A 21,418-nucleotide genomic window follows, 5' to 3' on the forward strand; every position below is an offset into this window, starting at 1 on the left:
CCTCGAACCCCAAGTCGAATTTATTTAACATTGATTATCAATTAGTTAAATAATGTAGAAAAGCATAAAAAAACAGAACTTTTGGGTTCGGTTTTTTTTTCGCGGAGAGGGAGGGATTCGAACCCTCGATACACTTTTGGCGTATACACACTTTCCAGGCGTGCTCTTTCGACCACTCAGACACCTCTCCGTTTATGCTTGTGGGGCAGCAAAGGTAATACATTAAAATCATGTTTAAATAAAAAAGCGAAACCGGCACCATTTACCGATTTCGCTACGCTCTAATAAACATAAAAGTAAAACTAATCTAAACTCCTCCTGATCCACGTTCTGCTTGTTAGATGCATGCCGGGCGTAAAAGTTTAATCGGTATCTGAATTTTTTTTGCGGCCTTGTGCATATCGCTATTTTTACCTTATGTTTGCCTGCTAATAGCCTGTTGTTATAAAGTATTCATCAAACTGTACCCAAGTTTAAATGCCCGGCATTAACGAAATTAAAAAGCCCATTGCTGCCGATATTGACGCGTTCGAGGCCAAGTTTAAAGCATCTATGCAAAGTTCGGTGCCACTGCTTGACCGTATAACCCATTATATAGTAAAACGTAAGGGTAAGCAAATACGGCCGATGTTCGTTTTCTTTTCGGCGAGTTTGGCGGGTGGCATCAATGAAAGCACCCACCGTGGTGCCGCGCTGGTTGAGCTGCTGCATACCGCCACGCTGGTGCATGATGATGTGGTTGATAACTCCTACCAGCGCCGGGGCTTTTTCTCCATCAATGCCCTCTGGAAAAATAAAATAGCCGTTTTGGTGGGTGATTACTTGCTTTCAAAAGGCCTGCTGCTATCAATTGATAACGGCGATTTTAAGTTGCTTAAAATCGTATCTGAAGCGGTTAAGCAAATGAGCGAGGGCGAACTGCTGCAGGTTGAAAAGGTACGCCGTATGGATGTGGATGAGCCGGTTTATTACGAGGTGATCCGCCAGAAAACGGCATCGCTTATCGCGGCCTGCTGTGCCTGTGGCGCGGCATCTGCCGGGGCGAGCGACGAGGTGGTGAAAAAAATGCACGACTTTGGCGAGAACATCGGCATCGCTTTCCAGATAAAGGATGATATGTTTGATTTTGGTACCGATGATGTAGGCAAGCCACTCGGCATTGATATTAAGGAGAAAAAGGTTACCCTGCCGCTTATCTACGCCCTCAAAAATTCAGAGCCCGGATTAAAGAAGCGGATGATGAGCCTCGTTAAAAACCATAACGACGAGCCTGAAAAAATCATGCAGATCATCAGCTTTGTAAAACAGGCCGGCGGATTGGAATATGCCGAAACGCAGATGAAAATGTACCAGGAAAAGGCGTTTGATATACTCCGCACCTTCCCCGAAGGTGATGCGCGCACCGGTTTGGAACAATTAGTGCGCTACACTACCGAAAGGAATAAATAATGGCGAATGAGCTTATTTTTATAGTTGGCTTCATAGTTTTTATAGGGTTGATGCTTGCTATTGACCTCGGCATGTTCGCAAAACGCAACAAGCCCGTAAGCGTTAGGCAGGCCGCCATTATGAGTGGCATGTGGATTATTTTAGCCCTGGCTTTTTACTGGCTTATTACCCAATACGGACACCTGCTGCATGGCATTGAAAACTTTGCCGACCTCCAAAAAAAGAATGCGGATAATATACATAAGCTCAAACTAAATCCTGCCGATTTTGAGAGCAGCCTGGCGCTGTACCGTAAAACACTCGGGCTTGAATTTATTACCGGCTACGTGGTAGAGTACGCCCTTTCCGTAGATAATATTTTTGTGATGGTGCTTATATTTTCGGCCTTTGGGGTTGAGGAGAAGTATTACCATAAGGTGCTGGTTTGGGGCATATTGGGCGCTATAGTTATGCGCTTTGTATTTATATTTTTAGGTGCTGCGCTGATTGAGAACTTTCATTGGATACTGTATATTTTCGGCGTGTTCCTGATTTATACCGGGATCACCATGTTCATCAACCGTAACCAGGACGAAAAGATTGACCCCAAGAACCACAAGGTAGTCAAGTTCGCCTCCCGTTATTTTGGCATCCACCCTCAGTTTGAGGGCGGTCGATTTTTTGTAAAACGGGATGGCAAACAGCTGCTTACCCCGCTTTTTTTAGTGTTGCTGATCATCGAGTTTACCGATGTGATTTTCGCGGTCGACTCTATCCCGGCCATATTTTCGGTTACTAAAGATCCTTACATCGTTTTCTTCTCCAACATATTTGCCATACTGGGCCTGCGCTCCATGTTCTTTTTGCTGGTGAACATTATCGAGAAGTTCCATTACCTCAAGGTTGGCCTGGCCGCGCTGCTGGTATTCATTGGCATAAAAATGCTTGCCGGGCATTATTTTGAGGAGTGGGGTTTTGATACCGTGCACTCGCTGTTTGTGATAGTAGGTATACTGGCAGTGAGTATTGTGGCATCGTTGCTGTTCCCGAAAAAGCAGATCGCCCATAAATAAAAAATGCCCCGCTATTGTGAGGCACGTAGTTAAAATACATTTTAGGTTATGGCATTGAATCAATCAAAACAACTTTAATAGATACATCACCTGGTTGCGAGAAGTCATCATTTGTATAGTCTGACAATTGAGCATCTAATTGAATAGCACCAGGTACATAAGACATACTGTAAGCTATACCATTATAAACTTGTGGTATTTGTTCGTAAACACCATTGTCAAAGCTGGCATATACCAAAACTCCACCATTGTCGTGAATATAATCATCAAGCTGCGGCACATCTAATGTTACCGACCAAGTCTTAGCGCCAGCATTATTTGTTTTCAATGTCCAGTCATTAGCTCTAACATCTCTGAATACGGTTTGGTTAGGTTGTATAACCTGGGTAACTTCTTTCTGGCATGATGATGCCAGCAGTACTATACTAAATAGCAGGGCGAGGGTCAAAATTCTTTTCATATTGTAAAGTGTTTATATGGGTAAGAACAATTTTGCCGCAAAAGGTTTAACCCTTTTACGTAAATATATTTGCAGATGCGCTATCGTTAGCTATCTTTAAAACTAATAAATTAGTTTTATGCGTGTGCTGTTATATTTATTAATGTTGTTGCCTTTGGGGAGTATGGCCCAGTACAACATAACGGGTAGGGTACTCAATGCCATTGATAATAAACCCATTGATAAGGCAAGCGTATTGCTAAATAATACTACCATTGGCACCTCCAGTACCGCTGCCGGCAGCTTTACGCTGGCTAATGTAAGGGGTGGTAAGTACGAGATTGTGGTATCGGCAGTAGGGTATGAGGCTTACATAGGAAACGTGTTTATTGAAGGTGCGGATGTTGATTTGAAAGACATTAAACTGATCTCCAAATCAATTATACTAAACGAGGTTAACGTACGGCCGGATGCCGAATGGTTTGCCAAATTTGATATTTTTAAGCGTGAGTTTTTAGGCTCGTCAAAAATAGCATCCAAGTGCAAAATACTCAACCCGGAGATACTTGACCTCGATTACACGGATAGCAAGCGGGTGCTTAGAGGCTCCACAGATGATTTTTTGATCATTGAAAACACACAGTTGGGCTATCGCCTTAAATATCTGTTAAAGGAGTTTACACACGATACGCGTAAAAATATGCTCTTTTACGCGGGTTCAACCTTGTTTGAGGAGATGAAGGGCACTTCATCCCAAAAAAAGAAATGGCTTAAAAACAGGCAAAAGGTATACCAGGGCTCGCAGGTGCATTTTTTGCGCTCGGCAGTTGGCAACCGCCTGGCCGAAGAACATTTTGAGGTGCTGCGGCTGATACGTGATACCAGTAAGGGCAATAACAAATTCAGTATTACGCAATACCTGGTAAAGCAGCCGTTAAAGGTAACTGATTTTATAAAGCACACCAATCAGCGTACGTTATTCGCCCTGCAATTTAAGGACTGCCTGTATGTAATGTACAAAAAACGACGCATAGCAGAGGTAGATAAGTTTGCCATGAACCTGCAGGAAGCATCAAAACACGAGGCCTCTATCATCATCATTATGGGCGATTATGCCGTTTTTGACCTTAATGGGGTAATTGTTGATCCGCATAGCCTTATTAACGAGGGGGCATGGGCGGCACAGCGCATAGCTGAGTTGTTGCCGGTAAATTATGAGCCGCCGGTTGATTGATTTTGTTCCTGTTTATTTTAATTAAATTGTTTGATTATTTTTCTCATAATCAGGGCTTTTACTTATCTTTAAGTCCTCTAAGTAATGAAACAGTTTGGTAAATATTTCTTTTATCTGGCGGTAGCCTTTTTAAGCATCCTGTTATGCGTGGTTTTCTATCGCGATCATCCGGATGTGCAGGCGGTATTTTATATACCGGCGGTAAATGTTTTATTGTATTCTATCATTGCTGATAACCTTTTCCCCTACAAAAACGTAACCGACCGCAAGCGCCAGATACAGCGCAGCCGTCAGGATTTTTAATTAAGCTTTTGATTTTTCTTTAGGTTGATAGGTATTAATTGCAATACTTGCGTATCGCGTCATAAGCCTCTTTCAGCCCCAGCTCGCCCGATTTACTCAGGTCAAGGCAGCCATTATCTTTTTCTTTTAGTGCTATGCGCGATAAGCCCCGCAGGTAGTAAGCCTGTTTATCCCTGTCGTTAAAAGTTAACGCGGTATTGTAGTCGGTTATGGCATCAGCATAATTGCGTAAACGCGCCTTAGCCTCACCACGGCGAATGTAGGCCTGTTTCAAATTATCCTGCAAACGCAGCGCCTCGGTATAATCCTGTATGGCCCCGCGCGAATCTTTCAAAGCAAACTTAGCGATACCCCTTTGCAAATGCGCCGACGCGTTTTGTGCGTTCAGATCAATAGCCGTGTTACAATCTTTCACGGCGGCTATCGAGTCGCGCAGGTTTAGGCGCGCCTTTGATCTTTCTATGTAGATGTTCTCGTTTTGCGGCTCAATTTTAAAGGCGGTGTTAAAATCATCAAAGCAACCGGCAGTATCAGCAAGCAGACTTTTTGTAATGCCGCGCATCATATAAGCCTTAATGTTGCGGGGGGCTTTTTCAATGGCTAAACTGTAATAATCCAGCGCGCCCTGGTAATCTTTCTGCTCCATTTTGGCACCGCCAAGCAGCAGGTAATTTTCGGGCGCGGGGTTAAGTTGTATGGCATGGTTCAGGTCGATCCAGCCATCCTCGGTATCATGGTCGCGCAGTTTTTCTAAACCACGGTTGCCGTAGGCCTCGGCAAAGTTGCTGTCGATCGCTATCGCCTTATCAAAATCAAGCAACGCCACCCGCGATCCATCCAGATGGCTGCGAGTGATGCCCCTTTGCAGGTAAAAGAATTTGTTTTTGGGGTTGAGCGCTATACCCGCGGCGTAGAGTTTCAGTGCGCCGTTATAATCGCTCAGTTCATCCTTAGCCATGCCAAGGTTCAGCATGGCCTGTTCGTTTTTTGGGTTAAGCTCCAGCGCTTTTTCATAATCGAGCATGGCGGCCTTATTATTACCGGCCCCGGCTTTGGCATCGCCGCGCTTGGTGTAAATATCAGTACGGCCGGGGTTAATGGCCAATATCTTCTCGTAATCTTTTATCGCTTCGGCATACAGGCCCATGTCCACTTTCAGATCTGCGCGGGTATTGTAGGCGGTTTCGCTTTGCGGATTAAGCTCCAGTGCCTTGTTAATATCTTCCAGCGCGGCGGTGGTATCCTTCATATAATATTTAGCCTTACCCCGCAGCGCGAACAGGTTATCATTCTTGGGGCTGTACAATAAACCACTATCAGCATCCATCACCGCGGCCTCGTAACGCTGACTATCCACATGCAGATAAGCCCGGTTCAGATAAGCCTCGGCGTATTTAGGATTAAGACGGATGGCGCGGTTAATATCTTCCATTGCAGAATCAGCCTGGCTTAAGTTTTTGTACGCTATGCCCCGGTACAGGTAGAGCTCGGCATTAACCGGGTTAAGCTCAATGGCTTTAGTATAGTCAGCAACGGCACCTTTATTGTCGGCACTATTGCTGCGGGCATTACCCAGGTAATGGTACAGGTCGGTAAGCTTAGGGTTGAGCTTAATGGCCATATTATAATCATCAATGGCACCTTTATTGTCGTTTATATTGCTTTTTGCGTTGCCGCGATAATAATACGCATCGGCATTGCGAGGGTTAAGTTGCAGGGCCTTGTCAAAATCGGATATCGCCCCCCTAAAATCTGCCAGGTTGCTTTTTGCGTTGGCGCGATAATAATATACGTCGGCATTTCGCGGGTTAAGCTTGATGGATTGCGTATAGTCGGCCACGGCACCATTGTAATCACGGATGTTGGCACGGGCCACGCCTCGATACTCAAACAGCTCGTACTTTTTAGGGTTAAGGCCGATAGCGCGGGTAAAATCGGTAATAGCGCCCGCGTTGTCCCCTATATTCAGCTTGGCATTAGCGCGGTAATGAAAAATATCGGCATTTCGGCTGTTTTGCAGCACGGCCTTGTCAAAATCAACAATCGCTTCTTTAAACTGCTTCAGGTTGCTTTTAGCGTTGGCACGATAAAAATACGCATTGGGGTAATTATCCTTCAGTTCTATCACCGAGGTAAAATCATCTACCGCAGCCTTAAAGTTTTGCATGTTACCATTGGCGTTGGCCCGGTAAAAGTAGGCATTGATGTTCTTGGGATTTACCTCAATAGCCTTAGTAAACTCTTCAATCGCGCCCTGCTGGTTACCTGCATTAGCCTTGGCATTACCGCGCTGCACATAAGCATCGCTGGTTTGCGCATAGGTGAACGGGGCGTACATAAATAGCAACAATAACAAACAATATCTCATATATAAGGCAACCTGCTTAGGCGATACAATAGTCTTAAAAAATTCCGAATTCATCCATCATCCAGTTACTTAAATAACTAAATAGCGATGGGGGTACCTCATGCGCCAGCTCCGGGTAAACAAACACTTTTGGGTTCGATTTAATATTGTTGAGCATGGTAAATTCATTATACGGCGGCGCCAGGTTATCCAGCAAACTCACCCCGATTAAGGCCTTGCAATTTAAATTGCCCGAAAAGTTCTTCAGATCGTAATAATCCAGGTTACCCAGCAGCTTATTAAGCGGGATGTATTTGTCTTTACTGTATTTCACTATGGCGCTCATTGGCCAGTCGGGATTGCCCTGCAGCGCCCTGAAATCGCAGAACACCGGGTTATTGGCCGAGCATAATTTAATACGTTTATCCAAACTACACGTAACTATGCTTAAATACCCGCCCATACTACCGCCCGAGCAAATGATGTTGGTTGAATCGAGCTCCGGCTTTGAGCAAATAAAGTCAACCGCGCGAATGCAATCCATTATCGCGCCCCGGTAAATGTATTTCTTTTTATTCTCAATATCAGTAGTGAGGTAGCCATCCTTGGTTGGGTGAACAATATCACGACTATTACCCTGCCCGCGAACGTTGAAGGAGAGGATAGCCAGTTCCGAGTTACCGAATATCGGCTTAACGCCGATGCCGCCATAACCCGGTAACACCAGCCACACCGGCAGCTTTTTTCCGGGCTTCAGGTTTTTAGGCATGGTAAGCCAGCCACGCACTTTAAGGTTACCTAATGATTGCGCCTCAACCAAATAAACACTGGTGCCGCCCTGCGCCATGTCTGGCTGCTCAGTAATTTTAAAGTTGGGTTTAACGGCATTAAGTTCTGCGCGGGCATCCGACCAAAAGTCATCAAAATCAGCCGGACGAGGGGTTGTCGATTTTATCTCCTTGGTGTTAAAGCCATAAACGCGGCGCAGCGTATCATCATACTCGGTGACGTTGATCATGAATGCTACTTTGTAAAAACCCGGATCCTTTTGCTGCGGGAGGGTAAAGGAATATTTACCATTGGCATGTTTGCCCAGCTTTACCGGCATTGATTTGGAGCCAAGTTCCTTATCCTTTAAATCAGTTACCAGGTAGCTTAGCGTGCCCTCTTGTGCTACGTTGTACGAGTTGTGGATCTTCAACTCATACTCTACCTTTTCGCCGGACTGAAAAATACCTTCCTTCTTTTTTGGCGATGCTTCAAAAGTAAATTCGCCTTCCTGCTCAGCACCACTGCCATGCTCCTCATCCTGCTGCTGCAAAAGACTGCTCACGGCGCAAAAAGCCGGCGTTACCACAAGCATCAATACAGCCGTAAATAGTATCCTGACTTTGTACATTATTAAAACTTAGTAATAACTGATAACGAAAACGTGGTGCCTTTACCGGTTGATCGCCCTACCAGAAACTGGTTAACTCCCGCGAAAAACGACAGCTTAGGATTAACGATATACGCATAGCTGAACGAGCCCTGGGTATATGAAAAATCCTTATTCAGCACGAGGTTTTGATCAAGCGTTTTGTTGATACTGGTTGAGTAGTTGCCTGATAAGCCTACCGCTACCTGGTTATGTTTATCAAAGTTCAGGCCGAACGCGCCGGTATAACGCACCTGGAATGGCCCCGCGTTTTGAAAATACTGGCGGCCGCCCACTTCAAGGTTCATGTAATAGTTTTTGGAGCCGATCTTTCCGCTGCCTGAACCAATGGCCCTCACCTCGGCTCCGCCGGATGAAAAGCCCAGGCCGGTGTTGCTGTAAAGCGGCGCGATGGCCATGCCTTGTATGGCAAAATAATATTTAAAGTTGATGTTGGTGAGGTAATACCTAACGCCAAACTCCATATCGCCTAAACCCTGCGACGTTGCCGCCGGCAGGTCCCGCTGTTTAAATTCGTTGATGATGTAGGGTAATGATACTACACCCGTAAGCCTGCGGCTGATGCCATACTCGCCATAAAGCGATAATGAGCGCGATTCGAAGTATCCGCCCTGATCATAACTGCCCAGCTTGCCGCCCTTATCCCACAGTTGCGATGCCCTGAAGTAGCTTGCCGTTACTGATACCAGGTAATTGCCTTTTTTAACCGGCCAGCCGCCCGCCAGTACCGTTGTCGGTAGCGCCGCGATGATAAAGGCAATAGCTGTTTTGTAAAATATCTTCATATTGATAAACTGTTATCTTAAATAATTAGCGTGATGTTTGGCATAGTAGGGCAGTTTCATGGATGCGGATAGCGAAGCACCATAACCCTGCCCGGTATTACGACCAGTTACAATGTAAAAACCACTTAAATTCATGGTAAAGCGCTTGGAGAACGAATGTCCAAACCCGGCGGTTACCCGCTGGTAAGCATAATTGCGTGCGGCAAAAGTATTAAGGGTTAGCCCTTTATCGCTACTTGTCGAATAAATGCCGCCGTAGCCAAGGTTTAACTGGTTAGCATCATCAACCTTAAAGCCTAACAAGCCATCCCAGGTAAGCTGGCGGGGCGCGTTGTTGCCAAAGTATTGGCCGCCACCTAAATCCACATTATAATAAGTGCTTTTGCTTAACGAACCCGAGTTTGACAGCCGCGCTACCATGCCTGTATTACCCAGGCCAAACATTTTGGTATCGGTGTTTTTATATAATGGGGCAACGCCGCCTACATAAAGTGTAATGTAATTCGAGTAATTAAAGTGTTTAAGTACACCACTCAAACCCAGTTGCAGGTCGCCCGCCCCGCTTTGGTGAAAGGCACCGAATTGGTTGGTAGTGGTTTGGTATGATGCAGGCAGCGTAGCAATCAGGTCTAACTCACGGCTTAAACCGTAAGCCGCATACACGCCCAGCGATTGCGCCTGGAAACTGCCATCAATATTTTCGAGCTTGCCCGCGTTGTTCCAGCCCTTATCGGCCTTGTAGAACGATATGGTGGTTGATATTACATAATGCCTTTTGCCCACTGGCCAGCCGGCCTTAGCCGGGATAGCCTGCATCAAGGTTATAAGCAATGCACTTAAAAGTAGCTGTATCTTAATTTTCATTCCGGTTCAGGTTATTAAGGCAGTAAAAAATATTCGCGCAGCCACTGGTATTGAAAGCGATAGTAATTACCATCAACCTCGTGGCCTTTATCCGGCGTTATCCATAATTCCTTTTTTTGTGTAGCCAGCCGGTTATACATGGCAATGCTGCAGCTTGGCGGGCATAGCTCATCCAGCAAGCCAATACCCATCAGCACCGGGCAGCGCACCATGCCTGCAAAGTTCAGCGGATCAAAATAATCCCAGGTTTTAAACAGGCGCTGTTCGGTAAAGCCGGTTTTTTGACTTACATAATTGTTCATGTACCAAACCGGGGTTTGCACATTAGGGTGCATGGCTTTTGATATGCGTACGGCGTTATGGATATCGCTGTACAACGGCACCTCGGTAGTAACCAGTTTTATACGCTTATCCAGCGCGGCGGTAATTACGGCCAAAGCACCACCCTGGCTGCCGCCGTCAATAGATATACGTGAGGTATCCAGCCCCATATCCGGGTGCGAGGCAATAAAATCAACCCCACGCAGGCAATCCATATATACGGCACGGTATACATAATTATTACGGTCGCCAATATTGTAAAGGTTATACTGTATACCCTTGGTATTGATAGCTTCCTTACTGTTACCATTGCCGCGCACGTTTATAGAGAATACCGCAAAGTCGTCCTCCATCATGCTGGGCTCCATGGCAACCAGGTAGCCGGGTACACGGTAGCGCACAGGCAATTTTTTAGGGCGATTTTTAGGAATGGTGAGCCAGCCACGGATAAGGGCATTATTCCATGAACGCATCTCCACTAAATAAACGGTGATCTTGGGGGTCGATAAATCCTTGCGCTCCAACACGCGGTATTTAGGTGCAACCTTACTCAGCGAATCGAGGGTTTTTTGCCAGAACGATACAAAATCCGCCGGGCGGTTATTCTCCGCCACGATCTGATCTGGCTTTACACCAAAAACACGGCGTACAGTATCATCATATAACGAAAGATTGAAACGAAAACTCAGCTCATAAAAGCCGGGCGTTTTAGCCGGGATTTTAAAGCTGAGCTTTTTGCTGCCGCCGGGGCCTATCTTAACTTTAACTGAATCAGTAAAAACATGCTTGCCGTAATCGGTTTTAAGTTCGTAGCTTACTTTACCTTCCTGAACTTCCTTGTAAGTGCTCTTAACCTTAATGTTGTAAGCTATATCAGCCGGATCATTAAATATGGCATTCTTAATTTTAGGTTGAATATCGAGGAATACCTCACCCTCTTCTTCGGCGGCCTCGGTATGCGTATCGGTTTGGCAATAAGCAAGCGCGGGCATACTTATGCTAACGCACAAAGCAAAAATAAAAGCTAAAATTTTATTCATTTGAGCTTACTAATGGGTAATCAATTTTCTTTTTAATCAGGGATCGAAATAACGTACAAGAATATTTTGCCCAAAACAGGGAAAATATTACCCAACACCCCATGTTATAAAGTCCAAATCAAAAACCTGTTGCTAAGCTCTTCTGAATAAACAGCTTATAAACAGGCTTTATGCAGGCATTAAATATTGAGTATTAATTAACCGTTACTTGCGATGATTGATAAAAAGCAAAATCAATACCATACCCAGTGTGTTGCTCAGGCACAGCGCTATATGATGGTTATTAGTGAATACTTAAAAACAAAAACGGGCAGGAGAATGATCCTGCCCGTTAATTATTAAGCGGTTGTTTCGGCGGCAACTTTTTGCCTGGCTTCATGCGCGGCAGCTACCATGTTTTGTAAAGCCGTTTTAGTTTCGGGCCATTTACGGGTTTTGAGGCCGCAATCCGGGTTTACCCATAGGTTGCGTGCAGGCAGTAGTTCGGCCGCTTTTTCAAGCAGGGCTACCATTTCGGCAGTAGCAGGTACACGCGGCGAGTGAATATCATAAACACCCGGGCCAATTTCATTAGGGTATTTAAAGTTGGCGAAAGCCTCCAGCAGTTCCATTTGCGAGCGCGATGTTTCAATGGTGATCACATCGGCATCCATAGCGGCTATGTGTTCAATAATATCATTAAACTCGCTGTAGCACATGTGCGTGTGTATCTGCGTTTCATCGTTAACGCCGCTGGCTGATATACGGAAGGCTTTCACCGCCCAATCAAGGTAAGCGGCACGGTTAGCCTTGCGCAATGGCAAGCCCTCGCGGATGGCAGGTTCATCAATTTGAATTATACCGATGCCGTTTTGTTCAAGCGCGACTACTTCATCCCGTATGGCCAGGGCTATCTGGTTGGTGGTCACCTCGCGCGGCTGGTCATCCCGCACAAATGACCATTGGAGTATGGTTACCGGCCCGGTAAGCATGCCCTTCATCAGCTTGTTGGTTTGCGCGGCGGCAAAGCGGCTCCACCTAACGGTCATATCCGCCGGGCGGCTAACATCGCCATAAATTACCGGTGGCTTAACACAGCGGCTGCCATAGCTTTGTACCCAGCCGTTTTTGGTAAAGGCAAAACCATCTAACTGTTCGCCAAAATATTCTACCATATCGTTACGCTCAAACTCGCCGTGCACCAGTACGTCAATACCTATTTCTTCCTGCCAGCGTATGGCATCAATAGTGGCTTTTTCAAGGGCTTGCTCATAATCGGCGGCACTTAGCTCGCGCTTTTTAAATTTAGCACGCAACTGGCGTATGTCCTCCGTTTGCGGAAAGGAGCCAATGGTAGTTGTAGGGAAGGCCGGTAATTTAAAACGCTGCTGCTGTATTTGCTGCCTGTTGGCAAAGGCGCTTAAGCGCTTGTCGTCGGCTTCGGTAAGTTCGGCAACGCGTTGTTTAACAGCCGGTTTATGTACCCTTGTTGATGAGCGGCGCGCCTCGATAGATTGCTGGTTGGCTTGCAAATATCGCTGATCATCATTACCTGTAGCTATGGCTTTAAGCTCCTTAACCTCATTCAGCTTCTGCCTGGCAAAACTCATCCAGTTTTTAAGACCGTAATCGAGTTCAGTTTCCAGGTCGAGGTCAACCGGGCTATGCAACAGCGAGCATGATGGCGCTATCATAACGCGGCCCGCACCAATAGCCGCTGCAGCTTTCTCTATCAGTTCGAGCGATGCTTTATAATCATTCTTCCAGATGTTGCGGCCATCAACCACGCCTATTGATAGCTTGAGGCCTTCAGGCAGTTGTGCTAATACGGCATCCAGTTGTTGCGGCGCACGTACCAGGTCGATATGCAGGGCGGCAACCGGCAGGTTTACAGCAAGCGAGGTATTGTCAAGCAAGGCATCAAAATAGGTGGCTACTAAAATATTTACCCCGCTAACGCGATTGCTTATCCATTTATAGGCATACTCAACAGCTTCTTTTTCTTTTTGGGTAAGACCAAGCGCCAGTACAGGCTCATCAATCTGTATCCACTCCGCACCCTGCTGTTCAAGGCGGTTAATAATGTCAACATAAACCGGCACCAGTTTTTTTATCAGGTCGATACGCTCAAAGCGGCTGCCTTTTTCTTTACCCAACAGCAGGTAAGTTACCGGGCCTATCAATACAGGTTTAGCCTTACTGCCGCAAAATTGCCTGGCCTGCTGATACTCGGCAAATATTTTTTCAGAGAAAACCCGGAATTCCTGCGCCTGTGTAAACTCGGGCACCAGGTAATGGTAATTGGTATCAAACCACTTGGTCATTTCCAGCGCGGTAATGTCCAGTCCGTTTTGCTGGTAGCCGCGCGCCATAGCGAAATACAGGTCGGTTTCGGTATTGGTTTTCACCTCGGTAAGTACGGGTGTAAAGCGCTCGGGTATTACGCCTAACAGCAGGCTCATATCCAATACCTGGTCATAAAGGCTAAAATCATTACAGGGGATCAGATCCATGCCGGCATCCAGTTGTGTTTGCCAGTTTTCTTCCCTGATGGTTGTTGCGGCCTGGTTTAATTCGTTAATGCCAATTTTTGCTGCCCAATAATTTTCGCAGGCTTTTTTAAGTTGACGGCGGTTACCAATACGCGGGTAACCTAAGTTTTGCGTTAGCATGTCTTTTAAAAAATTAATTAATAAAATCTGTTAAAAGTGCTTTAGCCAGCTTCGCAAAGCATTCGTGAAGATGAAGGGAAATGATAGGGCAGGGCAATACACGGCATGCCCATACCTTTATCGTTGGGGCTGCATAACATGTACACCATACCTGACCAATTTGCTTCAAAATCGCGAAAGCATTGTCAATTCGGTAACAGGCAGGTCTCCTGGCTTGTAACATTTTTGCCGCTCTTCCCATTCATTATAAACAGTGAGCATAGTTGGCAAAAACCTTTAGCGTTACTTACAGTTGCGCGACAGCCCGTGATTTTCACACGGTTCCCTATTAATTTAGCGTTTGTAAAACCCGTACCGGTTTGATGAAGATAAGTAAAGAACTTGCAGGGGCTAAAATAAGCAAAATAAGCATGGTTGATGGCGGTGTGGTAAAATAACCGCTACAGGTAGTTTATCTTCTCCTCTTCAAGGTCTAAAAACAGCAGTTGCTTTCTAACCACATCCTCACTTATGGTATCACTGTCGTGGTTCGTTTGTGTAAGCCACCGGCGCTGGTGCTCAAGTACCTCACGGTATACCGTTTTAAATTGTTGGTCAATGGTGCCCGTATCCTGGTCGTTAGAGTTTGCCCGCCATTTTTGCGCCATTTGCTGTAATGCCGGATGCCGGTTAACCTCGGCCGGGTAGTTACTTTCAACATATTGCACCGCTACATGGTTAAGCTGCTTGCGCAGGTTGATGTACATCTCTTCATCGCTAAGCTCATAGTCAGGGTCGGTGAGTTTTAATTTGTTAATGAGCACCGGTAAGGTTAGGCCCTGTACCAGCAGGGTAGTAAGTATAACTACAAAGGTGATGAACAATATCAGGTTACGTTGCGGAAACGCTGCCCCATTACTACTTAAATGGGTGGGGATAGATAGCGCCGCCGCTAATGATACCACACCTCGCATGCCTGCCCAGCCAATAACCAATGGCCCTTTGGTGCCGGGGTTGCGGGCATCAGCTACGGTAATGTAGTTTCGGGCTATCAGGGTAAATAATACCGCCCCAAAGCTGGACATGATGCGCGTAATCACCAGCACCAGTGTAATGTTCAATCCGTACCCTACCGCGCTGGATATACTGGTTTTGCCCAGTTCGGCCGTGATCTGCGGCAGGTCAAGCCCGATAAGCATAAATACCAGGCCGTTTAAAATAAAGCTCAGGCTCTCCCATACGTTTACATTGCGCAACCTTGATCGGCTGCTGAGAAATAGCAATCGTTTATTGGATAGCAATAAGCCCCCCGCCACTACGGCCAGTACACCCGAGCCGCCAATTTCTTCGGCAGTTATGTACATGGCATAAGGGGTAACAATGGTCAGGATGATATCCATATTGGCATCGGTAGGCAAAAACTTATGCATCTTCATGATGATGTAACCGATAATAAGGCCGCTGCCTACACCGCCCAACATCATCCATACAAATGAAAGGGCTGCCTCGTGCCAGATAAACTGACCCGTGCCCACCGCGATAAGCGCGAAACGGAATATAATAAGTGATGATGCATCGTTAAGCAAACTTTCACCTTCCAATATGGATGAGATACGCTTGGGCACCTGTACAAATTTAAGTATCGCGCCCGCGCTAACCGCGTCCGGAGGCGAAACAATTCCGCCTAACAAAAACCCGAGGGCAAGCGAAAAGCCTGGTATAAAATAGTTAGCGGTGAGTGCAACAGCCAATGCCGTAAAAAACACAATAATAAAGGCAAAGCTGCTGATAACCCGCCGCCAGTGCCAAAGCTCCTTCCACGAAATTTGCCAGGCGGCATCATATAGCAAAGGGGGTAAAAATATAATAAATATGAGTTCTGATTCGATGTGAATTTCAGGTATGCCCGGCGCGAAGCTGATAAGCAAGCCTGCCAGTACCAGCAAAACCGGGTAGGCTATCCTGATGCGGTTGGCAAGCATAATCAATAACAGAATAACAACAACCAGGCAAATGTAAAAGGGAAAATTGCTGAGCATGAGTAAAGGCTAAAATGTAATAGTAAAAATAAAATCTTTCCTGATAGATATTCATAATTAATCAAGTACCTCAAAAAAGGCACTTACTATGGTATAAACCACTTTTTGCAAATTTATTTAACGATAAAATAACATTTAAGCAATTTTAATTTTGTTGTGCTTGCTTTTTAATTATATTAGGAAGTCCAAAATCATGTAATAGTAAACTACTACCAAATGAGAGGGTTCAAATTAAACCGCCACCAGAATTTAACCTTTGAAGAAGTTTTTGAGCGCTATAAACAGCAGGTTTATAGCCAGGTTTACGCTATAGCAAAGTCTGAATACGCGGCCGAAGAAATTACCCAGGAGATATTTATAAAACTTTGGACCAATGCAGAGGCGCTGCAGGATGTTAAAAATCTGGGCGGATATATTTATACCATCACCCGCAACTACTCCTTAAATTATCTACGCAAAACAGCCAGCGATGTTAAGCTGGTGAATGAATTAATGCGTGTGGCAGTAGTTAATGATAACAATACCGAGGCGCGCCTGGCTGTATCCGAGTGCCGGGGGCTGATCTCAAAAGCGGTAAGCAAACTGTCACCACAGCGCCAGTTAGTGTACAAACTATGTAAGGAGGATGGTATGAGTTATGATGAAATAGCCGCGCAGCTCAACTTGTCAAAATACACCGTTAAAAACCATTTAATGGCTGCCTTAAGCTTCATTAACACCTATCTTACTAAAAACGGCGTTAATCCTACTTTCATTGTTATCATTAGTTGTTTATTCGCCTGGCAGTAGGTTTTTAAGCAATATTTCTATCTATCAATCTTCTTTTTTCATTGAATTGGAATTTTATTTTGCAAAACATTAGTCTGATTGCTGATTTGCCGTGTCTTTAGGGTATCAATCAGTTATTAATGGACGAAAGGCAGCGAAAATCAGAACTCTTCGAAAAGTACATGAACAACTCATGTACCCGGGAGGAGTTTGATGAATTTTTATCGACCGTAAAAAATTCTGATAATTTCGATGATTTTGACGGTGCCTTTAAAAAGCAATGGGAGCAAGCCGGTAACGGGCAGATAGCGCATACGCCTGATTGGGAAGGGATGCACAATAATATAGCTTTAAGGCTTTGGGCGGTAAAAAAAGCCAGGCAGCGTTTTAAGTATACCGCTTTATTATTATTGATATGTGCCGCTGCCTTGTTCCTGTACCCGCGTTATATCAAAACCGCGCCTGCTGTATACTTAACCCAGCAAACAGCGGCAGCCAAAACTAAAGTGGTTTTATTAGCTGACGGCACCCGCGTAACGCTGAACGCCAACAGTAAACTGCGCTATCCCGAAAGTTTTAACGGCGGTAAGCGTGAGGTATATTTAACAGGGGAGGCTTACTTCGAGGTTTTTCATGATGCCGATAAGCCGTTTGTAATTCATTCCGGCAAAATGCTTACGCATGTTTTAGGTACTACGTTTACAGTGAGTGCTTACCCGCAATCGGCATCGCCGCTTAACGTTACGGTACTTACCGGTAAGGTGGCGGTAAAGCATCGGCAAGCCAACGCGCTGGCGGTACTTACCCGCGGGGAATCAGCCACCATAGCCCCAGGCAAAAGCAAGTTTCAACTCACCAGGCTTAACAACCCGGAAGACGCTATTGCCTGGATTGATGATAAACTGATTTTTGAAAACACCGATCTGAAACAGGTAGCCACCGTACTCGGCAATAAATATGGTGTAATTATCAAAATTAATGATGATAAGCTGGCGGCACAGCGCATAACCGCCATATTTCAAGGGCAAACCTTGCAGGGCATTTTAAAAGCTGTTACCAAAATAACTCATACCAGCTATACCATTACCGATAGTACGTATACCATAAGCACCAATTAACCACAACATACTTTAACTAAAAAAGAAAGGGAATTACTATAGCGTAGAAAAATAACATAAAAAAACAAGGTTGAATGTGGTACCAGCACATCCAACCTCTATGGGCTCAGAGCCCTCAAATTCATAGTTAACCCGTAAGGGCATTTCGTCACTATAAAATTTGATCAAATATATGACAAATAAATCATTGTCCTCTCATTTGATATGTAAAGCATTTATGCGGCTAAGCTTAATTTGTACCATCATTTCTGTTTGCTTTACATACGCGTCAGCCAAAAAACTTTCCGCGCAAGATCTTAATACCCGTATCTCGCTGCACGTAACCAATAAACCGGTTAAAGATGTATTGCGCCAAATTAATAAGGAAACCAAAGTCAGCTTTGTTTTCAGCAACGCCATTGTCACCACACAACAGGTAAGTGTTGATGTAAATAACGAGCAGTTGGGTGCTGTTTTAAAGCGCATGCTCAACCCGATAGGTATGGATTATTCCATATCGGGCAATGTGGTCTTGATTGATAAAAAAGCGCCGGTTATTGAAGAAGCCACGCCGTCCGTTCAACCATCTGTAGCGCCGCTAAAGGTTAGCGGTAAGGTGGTTGATAAAACCAACCAGGTGCTGATAGGCGTTAGCGTAATGATAAAAGGCAGCAATAACGGCACGGTAACCAATGCTGATGGACGCTATACCATTACCGCGCCGGATGATAACAGCATCCTGGTATTTTCGTACATGGGCTTTATCTCGCAGGAGGTAGCCGTTAACGGCCGTAGCACGATTGATGTGCAGTTGGCCGAAAATAAAACCGAACTTAATGAGGTTGTGGTAACCGCCCTCGGCATATCCAAACAAAAAAAGGCACTGGCCTACGCCGTAACTGAGGTTAAGGGCGAAGAGTTTACCCAGGCGCGCGAAAATAACGTAGCCAACGCCTTAACCGGTAAAGTTGCGGGTGTTAATGCCACAGGGCTTTCAACTGGGCCGGGCGGGTCAAGCCGGGTGCTGATACGTGGTAACGGCTCCTTATCGGGGAGTAATCAGCCCTTGTATGTGGTAAACGGTATGCCCATTGATAATTCGGTACCGGGCGGCAGCGCCTCTACCAATGCGGGCGGCGGCAACGTTGACCGTGGCGATGGAATAGCCGGTATTAACCCGGATGATATTGAATCCATGAGCGTATTGAAAGGTGGTACCGCCGCCGCGCTTTACGGTGCAAGGGCGGCTAATGGGGTTATATTGATCACCACCAAAAAAGGCCGTGCCGGCAAAGGTATCGGTGTGGAGTACAATTCCACCTTTACTGCGGAAACACCTTCTGTTTTTCCGGACTGGCAGTATGAGTATGGCCAGGGTGATAGAGGCGTAAAGCCAATGACATTGGGTGAATCTCAAACCACAGGCCGCCGTTCATTCGGTGCCCGTATCGATGGCTCAAACTACGTTGGTCTTGATGGTTTAGAGCACCCTTATGTCGCTCAAAAAGATAATATCAAAAATTTCTATCGTACAGGAACTAACTTAACTAATACTGTTGCTTTTACCGGTGGCACCGAGGCGGTAACCTATCGTTTCTCTATGTCTGATCTAGATAGTAAAAGCATTTTGCCGAATAGTGATTTTAACCGTAAAACAGGCAATCTCAACGTAAGCGGTAAACTGGGCGAAAAATTAAGTTTTGAAGCTTCGGCACAATATAATATTGAGAACGCCAAAAACCGTGCGAGCGCGGGTGATGCATTAGGCAACCCCAACTGGACACCCTACATGATAGCCAACACCGCCGACATCAGGTGGCTGGAGCCCGGCTATGATGCCAGCGGTAATGAAATCCCATGGAATGATGCCCCCATCGCCTCAAATAGTTACTTTGTGGTAAACAAGTATCAGCAGAAAGATACCAAGAACCGCTTTATCGGCCAGGCCGGGGTTACTTATCAATTCCTTAAAAGCCTGTCTGTAAAAGGCGTGGTAAGCCGCGATTTTTATAATTACAACTACAATTACATTATCCCGACAGGTACATTATATGTACTCAACGGGCAGTATAATGAGTTAAAGGCCGATGCATCCGAAACTAATGCCCTGGTAACGCTTAACTATAACACCCAGGTGAAGGACTTTGGCATATCCGCTTTTGTGGGTGCCAATCAGCAGCGCTCGGTTTATAATCAGTCAAACATCGTAGGCGCAAACTATATTATTCCATACTTCTACAGCTCTACCAATTTATCGACAATATCTACTACACCAAGAAATGATAAAACCGCCATCAACTCCTTAATGGGTTCGGCCGATTTGAGTTACAAAAACTTTGCTTACCTGACCTTTACCGGCAGGCAGGATTGGTTTTCAACACTTAGTCCGCAAAACAACAGCATCTTCTATCCATCAGTAGGCGGCAGTTTTGTTCTGTCCGAAGCATTTAAAATGCCGCAGTCAATCACTTATGCCAAGGTGCGAGCATCGTGGGCACAGGTAGGTGGCGGCGCACCCGGGCCGTATGCTATAAATCAAGGGTTTTTAATGGTGCCAAGCTCGGGACAACCTTTGCAGAATGTGGCCAGTACAACCATGACGAACCGAAATTTACGGCCATATACCTCAACTACTACAGAGGCGGGTGTTGAAGCAAGGTTTTTAAATAATCGTTTAGGTTTTGATCTGACAGTGTACGATCGTAAAACAACTAATGATATTGTAGAGGTTGCCATATCAGGCACATCAGGTTATAATGCTGTTATACTTAACGTAGGTGAGTTAAGCAATAAGGGTATTGAGGGTTTGATAAACGGCACGCCGGTAAAAACCAACAACTTTACCTGGAGCGCCAGCTACAACGTTGCTTACAACAAAAACGAAGTGGTGAAACTTGCCGCCGGTTTAAACCAGATCCAGATGGCATCATCGGTGAATGGCTGGGGTTATATCAACAATATTGTTGGCCAACCTTATGGCAGCATAGTAGGTACCCGTATGCAGCGCGATGCCGCAGGCAATATCGTTTACAACGCGACTACAGGATTACCGGTTGCTACCCCGCTGCAAACATTAGGCAATGGCGTTGCGCCGCTAACCATGGGCTTAACCAATGATTTTAAATATAAAAGGCTTAGCCTGAATATATTGGTTGACGGTAAGTTCGGTAATAAGATACTATCGCTGATGGAAATTTACGGCACCCGCTTAGGTTTGATGAAGAGCACCTTGCCCGGCCGCGATGGTGGCTTACAGTTAAGCGGTGTTGACCAAAGCGGCAACCCGTACTCGCGTACGGTACCGGTGGCTGATCTGCGTACTTACTATGATAACAATAAATCGTACTCAGAACTCTTTTTGCACGATGCCAGCTTTGTTAAGCTTCGCCAGGTTATCCTGAGCTACAACATACCTGTTGATAAGCTGAAGTTCGCCAAACTGCAAGGGGCAAGTATCGCCTTTGTTGCGCGTAACCTGCTAACGCTTTACAGTCAGACCGACAATTTCGACCCCGAATCGAGCTTTACCAATGACAGGGGGCAGGGTTTTGAGTCGTTCGGTTTGCCGCGCACCCGCAGTTTCGGTTTAAACCTGATGGTTAAGTTTTAATT

General features: G+C 45.6%; 15 protein-coding genes, 1 tRNA gene and 1 riboswitch. Of the genes, 7 read left to right on the top strand and 9 right to left on the bottom strand.

Annotated elements, in window-relative coordinates:
* Positions 1-102: 102 nt before the first annotated feature.
* A tRNA-Ser gene (locus tag AC3WJC_RS19555) sits at positions 103-190 on the bottom strand.
* 287 nt (positions 191-477) lie between these two features.
* On the opposite strand from AC3WJC_RS19555, the gene AC3WJC_RS19560 reads away from it, so the two are divergent.
* Both AC3WJC_RS19560 and AC3WJC_RS19565 read left to right on the top strand, forming a co-directional pair.
* The gene (locus AC3WJC_RS19560; RefSeq protein ID WP_492400805.1) at positions 478-1,449 is read left to right on the top strand and encodes a polyprenyl synthetase family protein; all 972 of its coding nucleotides are present in this window, start codon (positions 478-480) and stop codon (positions 1,447-1,449) included.
* Entirely contained in the window at positions 1,449-2,501 is a 1,053-nt protein-coding gene (locus tag AC3WJC_RS19565; protein ID WP_492400806.1) for a TerC/Alx family metal homeostasis membrane protein, read from the top strand. The genes AC3WJC_RS19560 and AC3WJC_RS19565 overlap by 1 nt, the downstream gene beginning before the upstream one ends.
* A 46-nt stretch (positions 2,502-2,547) precedes the next feature.
* Here AC3WJC_RS19565 and AC3WJC_RS19570 read toward each other — a convergent pair whose 3' ends face one another.
* Complete coding sequence (locus AC3WJC_RS19570) at positions 2,548-2,961, bottom strand: hypothetical protein (RefSeq protein WP_492400807.1); 414 nt, start codon at positions 2,959-2,961, stop codon at positions 2,548-2,550.
* A 118-nt stretch (positions 2,962-3,079) separates the two neighbouring features.
* Here AC3WJC_RS19570 and AC3WJC_RS19575 point away from each other — a divergent pair, with 118 nt between their 5' ends.
* Positions 3,080-4,174 (top strand): carboxypeptidase-like regulatory domain-containing protein, encoded by a 1,095-nt coding sequence (locus AC3WJC_RS19575; RefSeq protein ID WP_492400808.1) that lies wholly within the window; start codon positions 3,080-3,082, stop codon positions 4,172-4,174.
* An 84-nt stretch (positions 4,175-4,258) separates the two neighbouring features.
* The gene (locus tag AC3WJC_RS19580; protein ID WP_492400809.1) at positions 4,259-4,477 is read left to right on the top strand and encodes a hypothetical protein; all 219 of its coding nucleotides are present in this window, start codon (positions 4,259-4,261) and stop codon (positions 4,475-4,477) included.
* A gap of 34 nt (positions 4,478-4,511) precedes the next feature.
* On the opposite strand, the gene AC3WJC_RS19585 is transcribed toward AC3WJC_RS19580, so the two are convergent.
* From AC3WJC_RS19585 to AC3WJC_RS19615, 7 genes are all read right to left on the bottom strand, one after another.
* Positions 4,512-6,815 carry a tetratricopeptide repeat protein gene (locus AC3WJC_RS19585; protein ID WP_492400810.1) on the bottom strand — a complete coding sequence of 768 codons (2,304 nt, stop codon included), beginning with the start codon at positions 6,813-6,815 and terminating at the stop codon, positions 4,512-4,514.
* Between the two features lie 64 nt (positions 6,816-6,879).
* The gene (locus AC3WJC_RS19590) at positions 6,880-8,223 is read right to left on the bottom strand and encodes an acetylxylan esterase (RefSeq protein ID WP_492400811.1); all 1,344 of its coding nucleotides are present in this window, start codon (positions 8,221-8,223) and stop codon (positions 6,880-6,882) included.
* A 2-nt stretch (positions 8,224-8,225) separates the two neighbouring features.
* On the bottom strand, positions 8,226-9,047 hold the full coding sequence (locus AC3WJC_RS19595) for a hypothetical protein (RefSeq protein WP_492400812.1): 822 nt from the start codon (positions 9,045-9,047) through the stop codon (positions 8,226-8,228).
* A 12-nt stretch (positions 9,048-9,059) separates the two neighbouring features.
* On the bottom strand, positions 9,060-9,911 hold the full coding sequence (locus AC3WJC_RS19600) for a hypothetical protein (protein ID WP_492400813.1): 852 nt from the start codon (positions 9,909-9,911) through the stop codon (positions 9,060-9,062).
* A 14-nt stretch (positions 9,912-9,925) separates the two neighbouring features.
* Positions 9,926-11,224 (bottom strand): acetylxylan esterase, encoded by a 1,299-nt coding sequence (locus tag AC3WJC_RS19605; protein ID WP_492400814.1) that lies wholly within the window; start codon positions 11,222-11,224, stop codon positions 9,926-9,928.
* Positions 11,225-11,610: 386 nt separating this feature from the next.
* Positions 11,611-13,923, bottom strand: coding sequence for a 5-methyltetrahydropteroyltriglutamate--homocysteine S-methyltransferase (gene metE / locus AC3WJC_RS19610; protein ID WP_492400815.1), 2,313 nt, complete (start codon positions 13,921-13,923; stop codon positions 11,611-11,613).
* 182 nt (positions 13,924-14,105) lie between these two features.
* A riboswitch (cobalamin riboswitch) is annotated at positions 14,106-14,291 on the bottom strand.
* 72 nt (positions 14,292-14,363) lie between these two features.
* The gene (locus AC3WJC_RS19615) at positions 14,364-15,941 is read right to left on the bottom strand and encodes a Na+/H+ antiporter (RefSeq protein WP_492400816.1); all 1,578 of its coding nucleotides are present in this window, start codon (positions 15,939-15,941) and stop codon (positions 14,364-14,366) included.
* A 216-nt stretch (positions 15,942-16,157) separates the two neighbouring features.
* Here AC3WJC_RS19615 and AC3WJC_RS19620 point away from each other — a divergent pair, with 216 nt between their 5' ends.
* The 3 genes from AC3WJC_RS19620 to AC3WJC_RS19630 all read left to right on the top strand — a co-directional run bounded on the left by AC3WJC_RS19620 (position 16,158) and on the right by AC3WJC_RS19630 (position 21,416).
* Positions 16,158-16,730 (top strand): RNA polymerase sigma factor, encoded by a 573-nt coding sequence (locus tag AC3WJC_RS19620; RefSeq protein ID WP_492400817.1) that lies wholly within the window; start codon positions 16,158-16,160, stop codon positions 16,728-16,730.
* 119 nt (positions 16,731-16,849) lie between these two features.
* Positions 16,850-17,827, top strand: coding sequence for a FecR family protein (locus AC3WJC_RS19625; protein WP_492400818.1), 978 nt, complete (start codon positions 16,850-16,852; stop codon positions 17,825-17,827).
* A gap of 217 nt (positions 17,828-18,044) precedes the next feature.
* Complete coding sequence (locus tag AC3WJC_RS19630) at positions 18,045-21,416, top strand: SusC/RagA family TonB-linked outer membrane protein (RefSeq protein ID WP_492400819.1); 3,372 nt, start codon at positions 18,045-18,047, stop codon at positions 21,414-21,416.
* Positions 21,417-21,418: the final 2 nt, after the last annotated feature.

This window comes from Mucilaginibacter sp. FW306-07-L, assembly GCF_058782065.1.

Bases quoted from the DNA above. Each gene is read 5' to 3' on its own strand.
- AC3WJC_RS19560 (WP_492400805.1), top strand. From the start codon at position 478: ATGCCCGGCATTAACGAAATTAAAAAGCCCATTGCTGCCGATATTGAC.
- AC3WJC_RS19565 (WP_492400806.1), top strand. From the start codon at position 1,449: ATGGCGAATGAGCTTATTTTTATAGTTGGCTTCATAGTTTTTATAGGG.
- AC3WJC_RS19570 (WP_492400807.1), bottom strand. From the start codon at position 2,961: ATGAAAAGAATTTTGACCCTCGCCCTGCTATTTAGTATAGTACTGCTG.
- AC3WJC_RS19575 (WP_492400808.1), top strand. From the start codon at position 3,080: ATGCGTGTGCTGTTATATTTATTAATGTTGTTGCCTTTGGGGAGTATG.
- AC3WJC_RS19580 (WP_492400809.1), top strand. From the start codon at position 4,259: ATGAAACAGTTTGGTAAATATTTCTTTTATCTGGCGGTAGCCTTTTTA.
- AC3WJC_RS19585 (WP_492400810.1), bottom strand. From the start codon at position 6,815: ATGTACGCCCCGTTCACCTATGCGCAAACCAGCGATGCTTATGTGCAG.
- AC3WJC_RS19590 (WP_492400811.1), bottom strand. From the start codon at position 8,223: ATGTACAAAGTCAGGATACTATTTACGGCTGTATTGATGCTTGTGGTA.
- AC3WJC_RS19595 (WP_492400812.1), bottom strand. From the start codon at position 9,047: ATGAAGATATTTTACAAAACAGCTATTGCCTTTATCATCGCGGCGCTA.
- AC3WJC_RS19600 (WP_492400813.1), bottom strand. From the start codon at position 9,911: ATGAAAATTAAGATACAGCTACTTTTAAGTGCATTGCTTATAACCTTG.
- AC3WJC_RS19605 (WP_492400814.1), bottom strand. From the start codon at position 11,224: ATGCCCGCGCTTGCTTATTGCCAAACCGATACGCATACCGAGGCCGCC.
- metE (WP_492400815.1), bottom strand. From the start codon at position 13,923: ATGCTAACGCAAAACTTAGGTTACCCGCGTATTGGTAACCGCCGTCAA.
- AC3WJC_RS19615 (WP_492400816.1), bottom strand. From the start codon at position 15,941: ATGCTCAGCAATTTTCCCTTTTACATTTGCCTGGTTGTTGTTATTCTG.
- AC3WJC_RS19620 (WP_492400817.1), top strand. From the start codon at position 16,158: ATGAGAGGGTTCAAATTAAACCGCCACCAGAATTTAACCTTTGAAGAA.
- AC3WJC_RS19625 (WP_492400818.1), top strand. From the start codon at position 16,850: ATGGACGAAAGGCAGCGAAAATCAGAACTCTTCGAAAAGTACATGAAC.
- AC3WJC_RS19630 (WP_492400819.1), top strand. From the start codon at position 18,045: ATGCGGCTAAGCTTAATTTGTACCATCATTTCTGTTTGCTTTACATAC.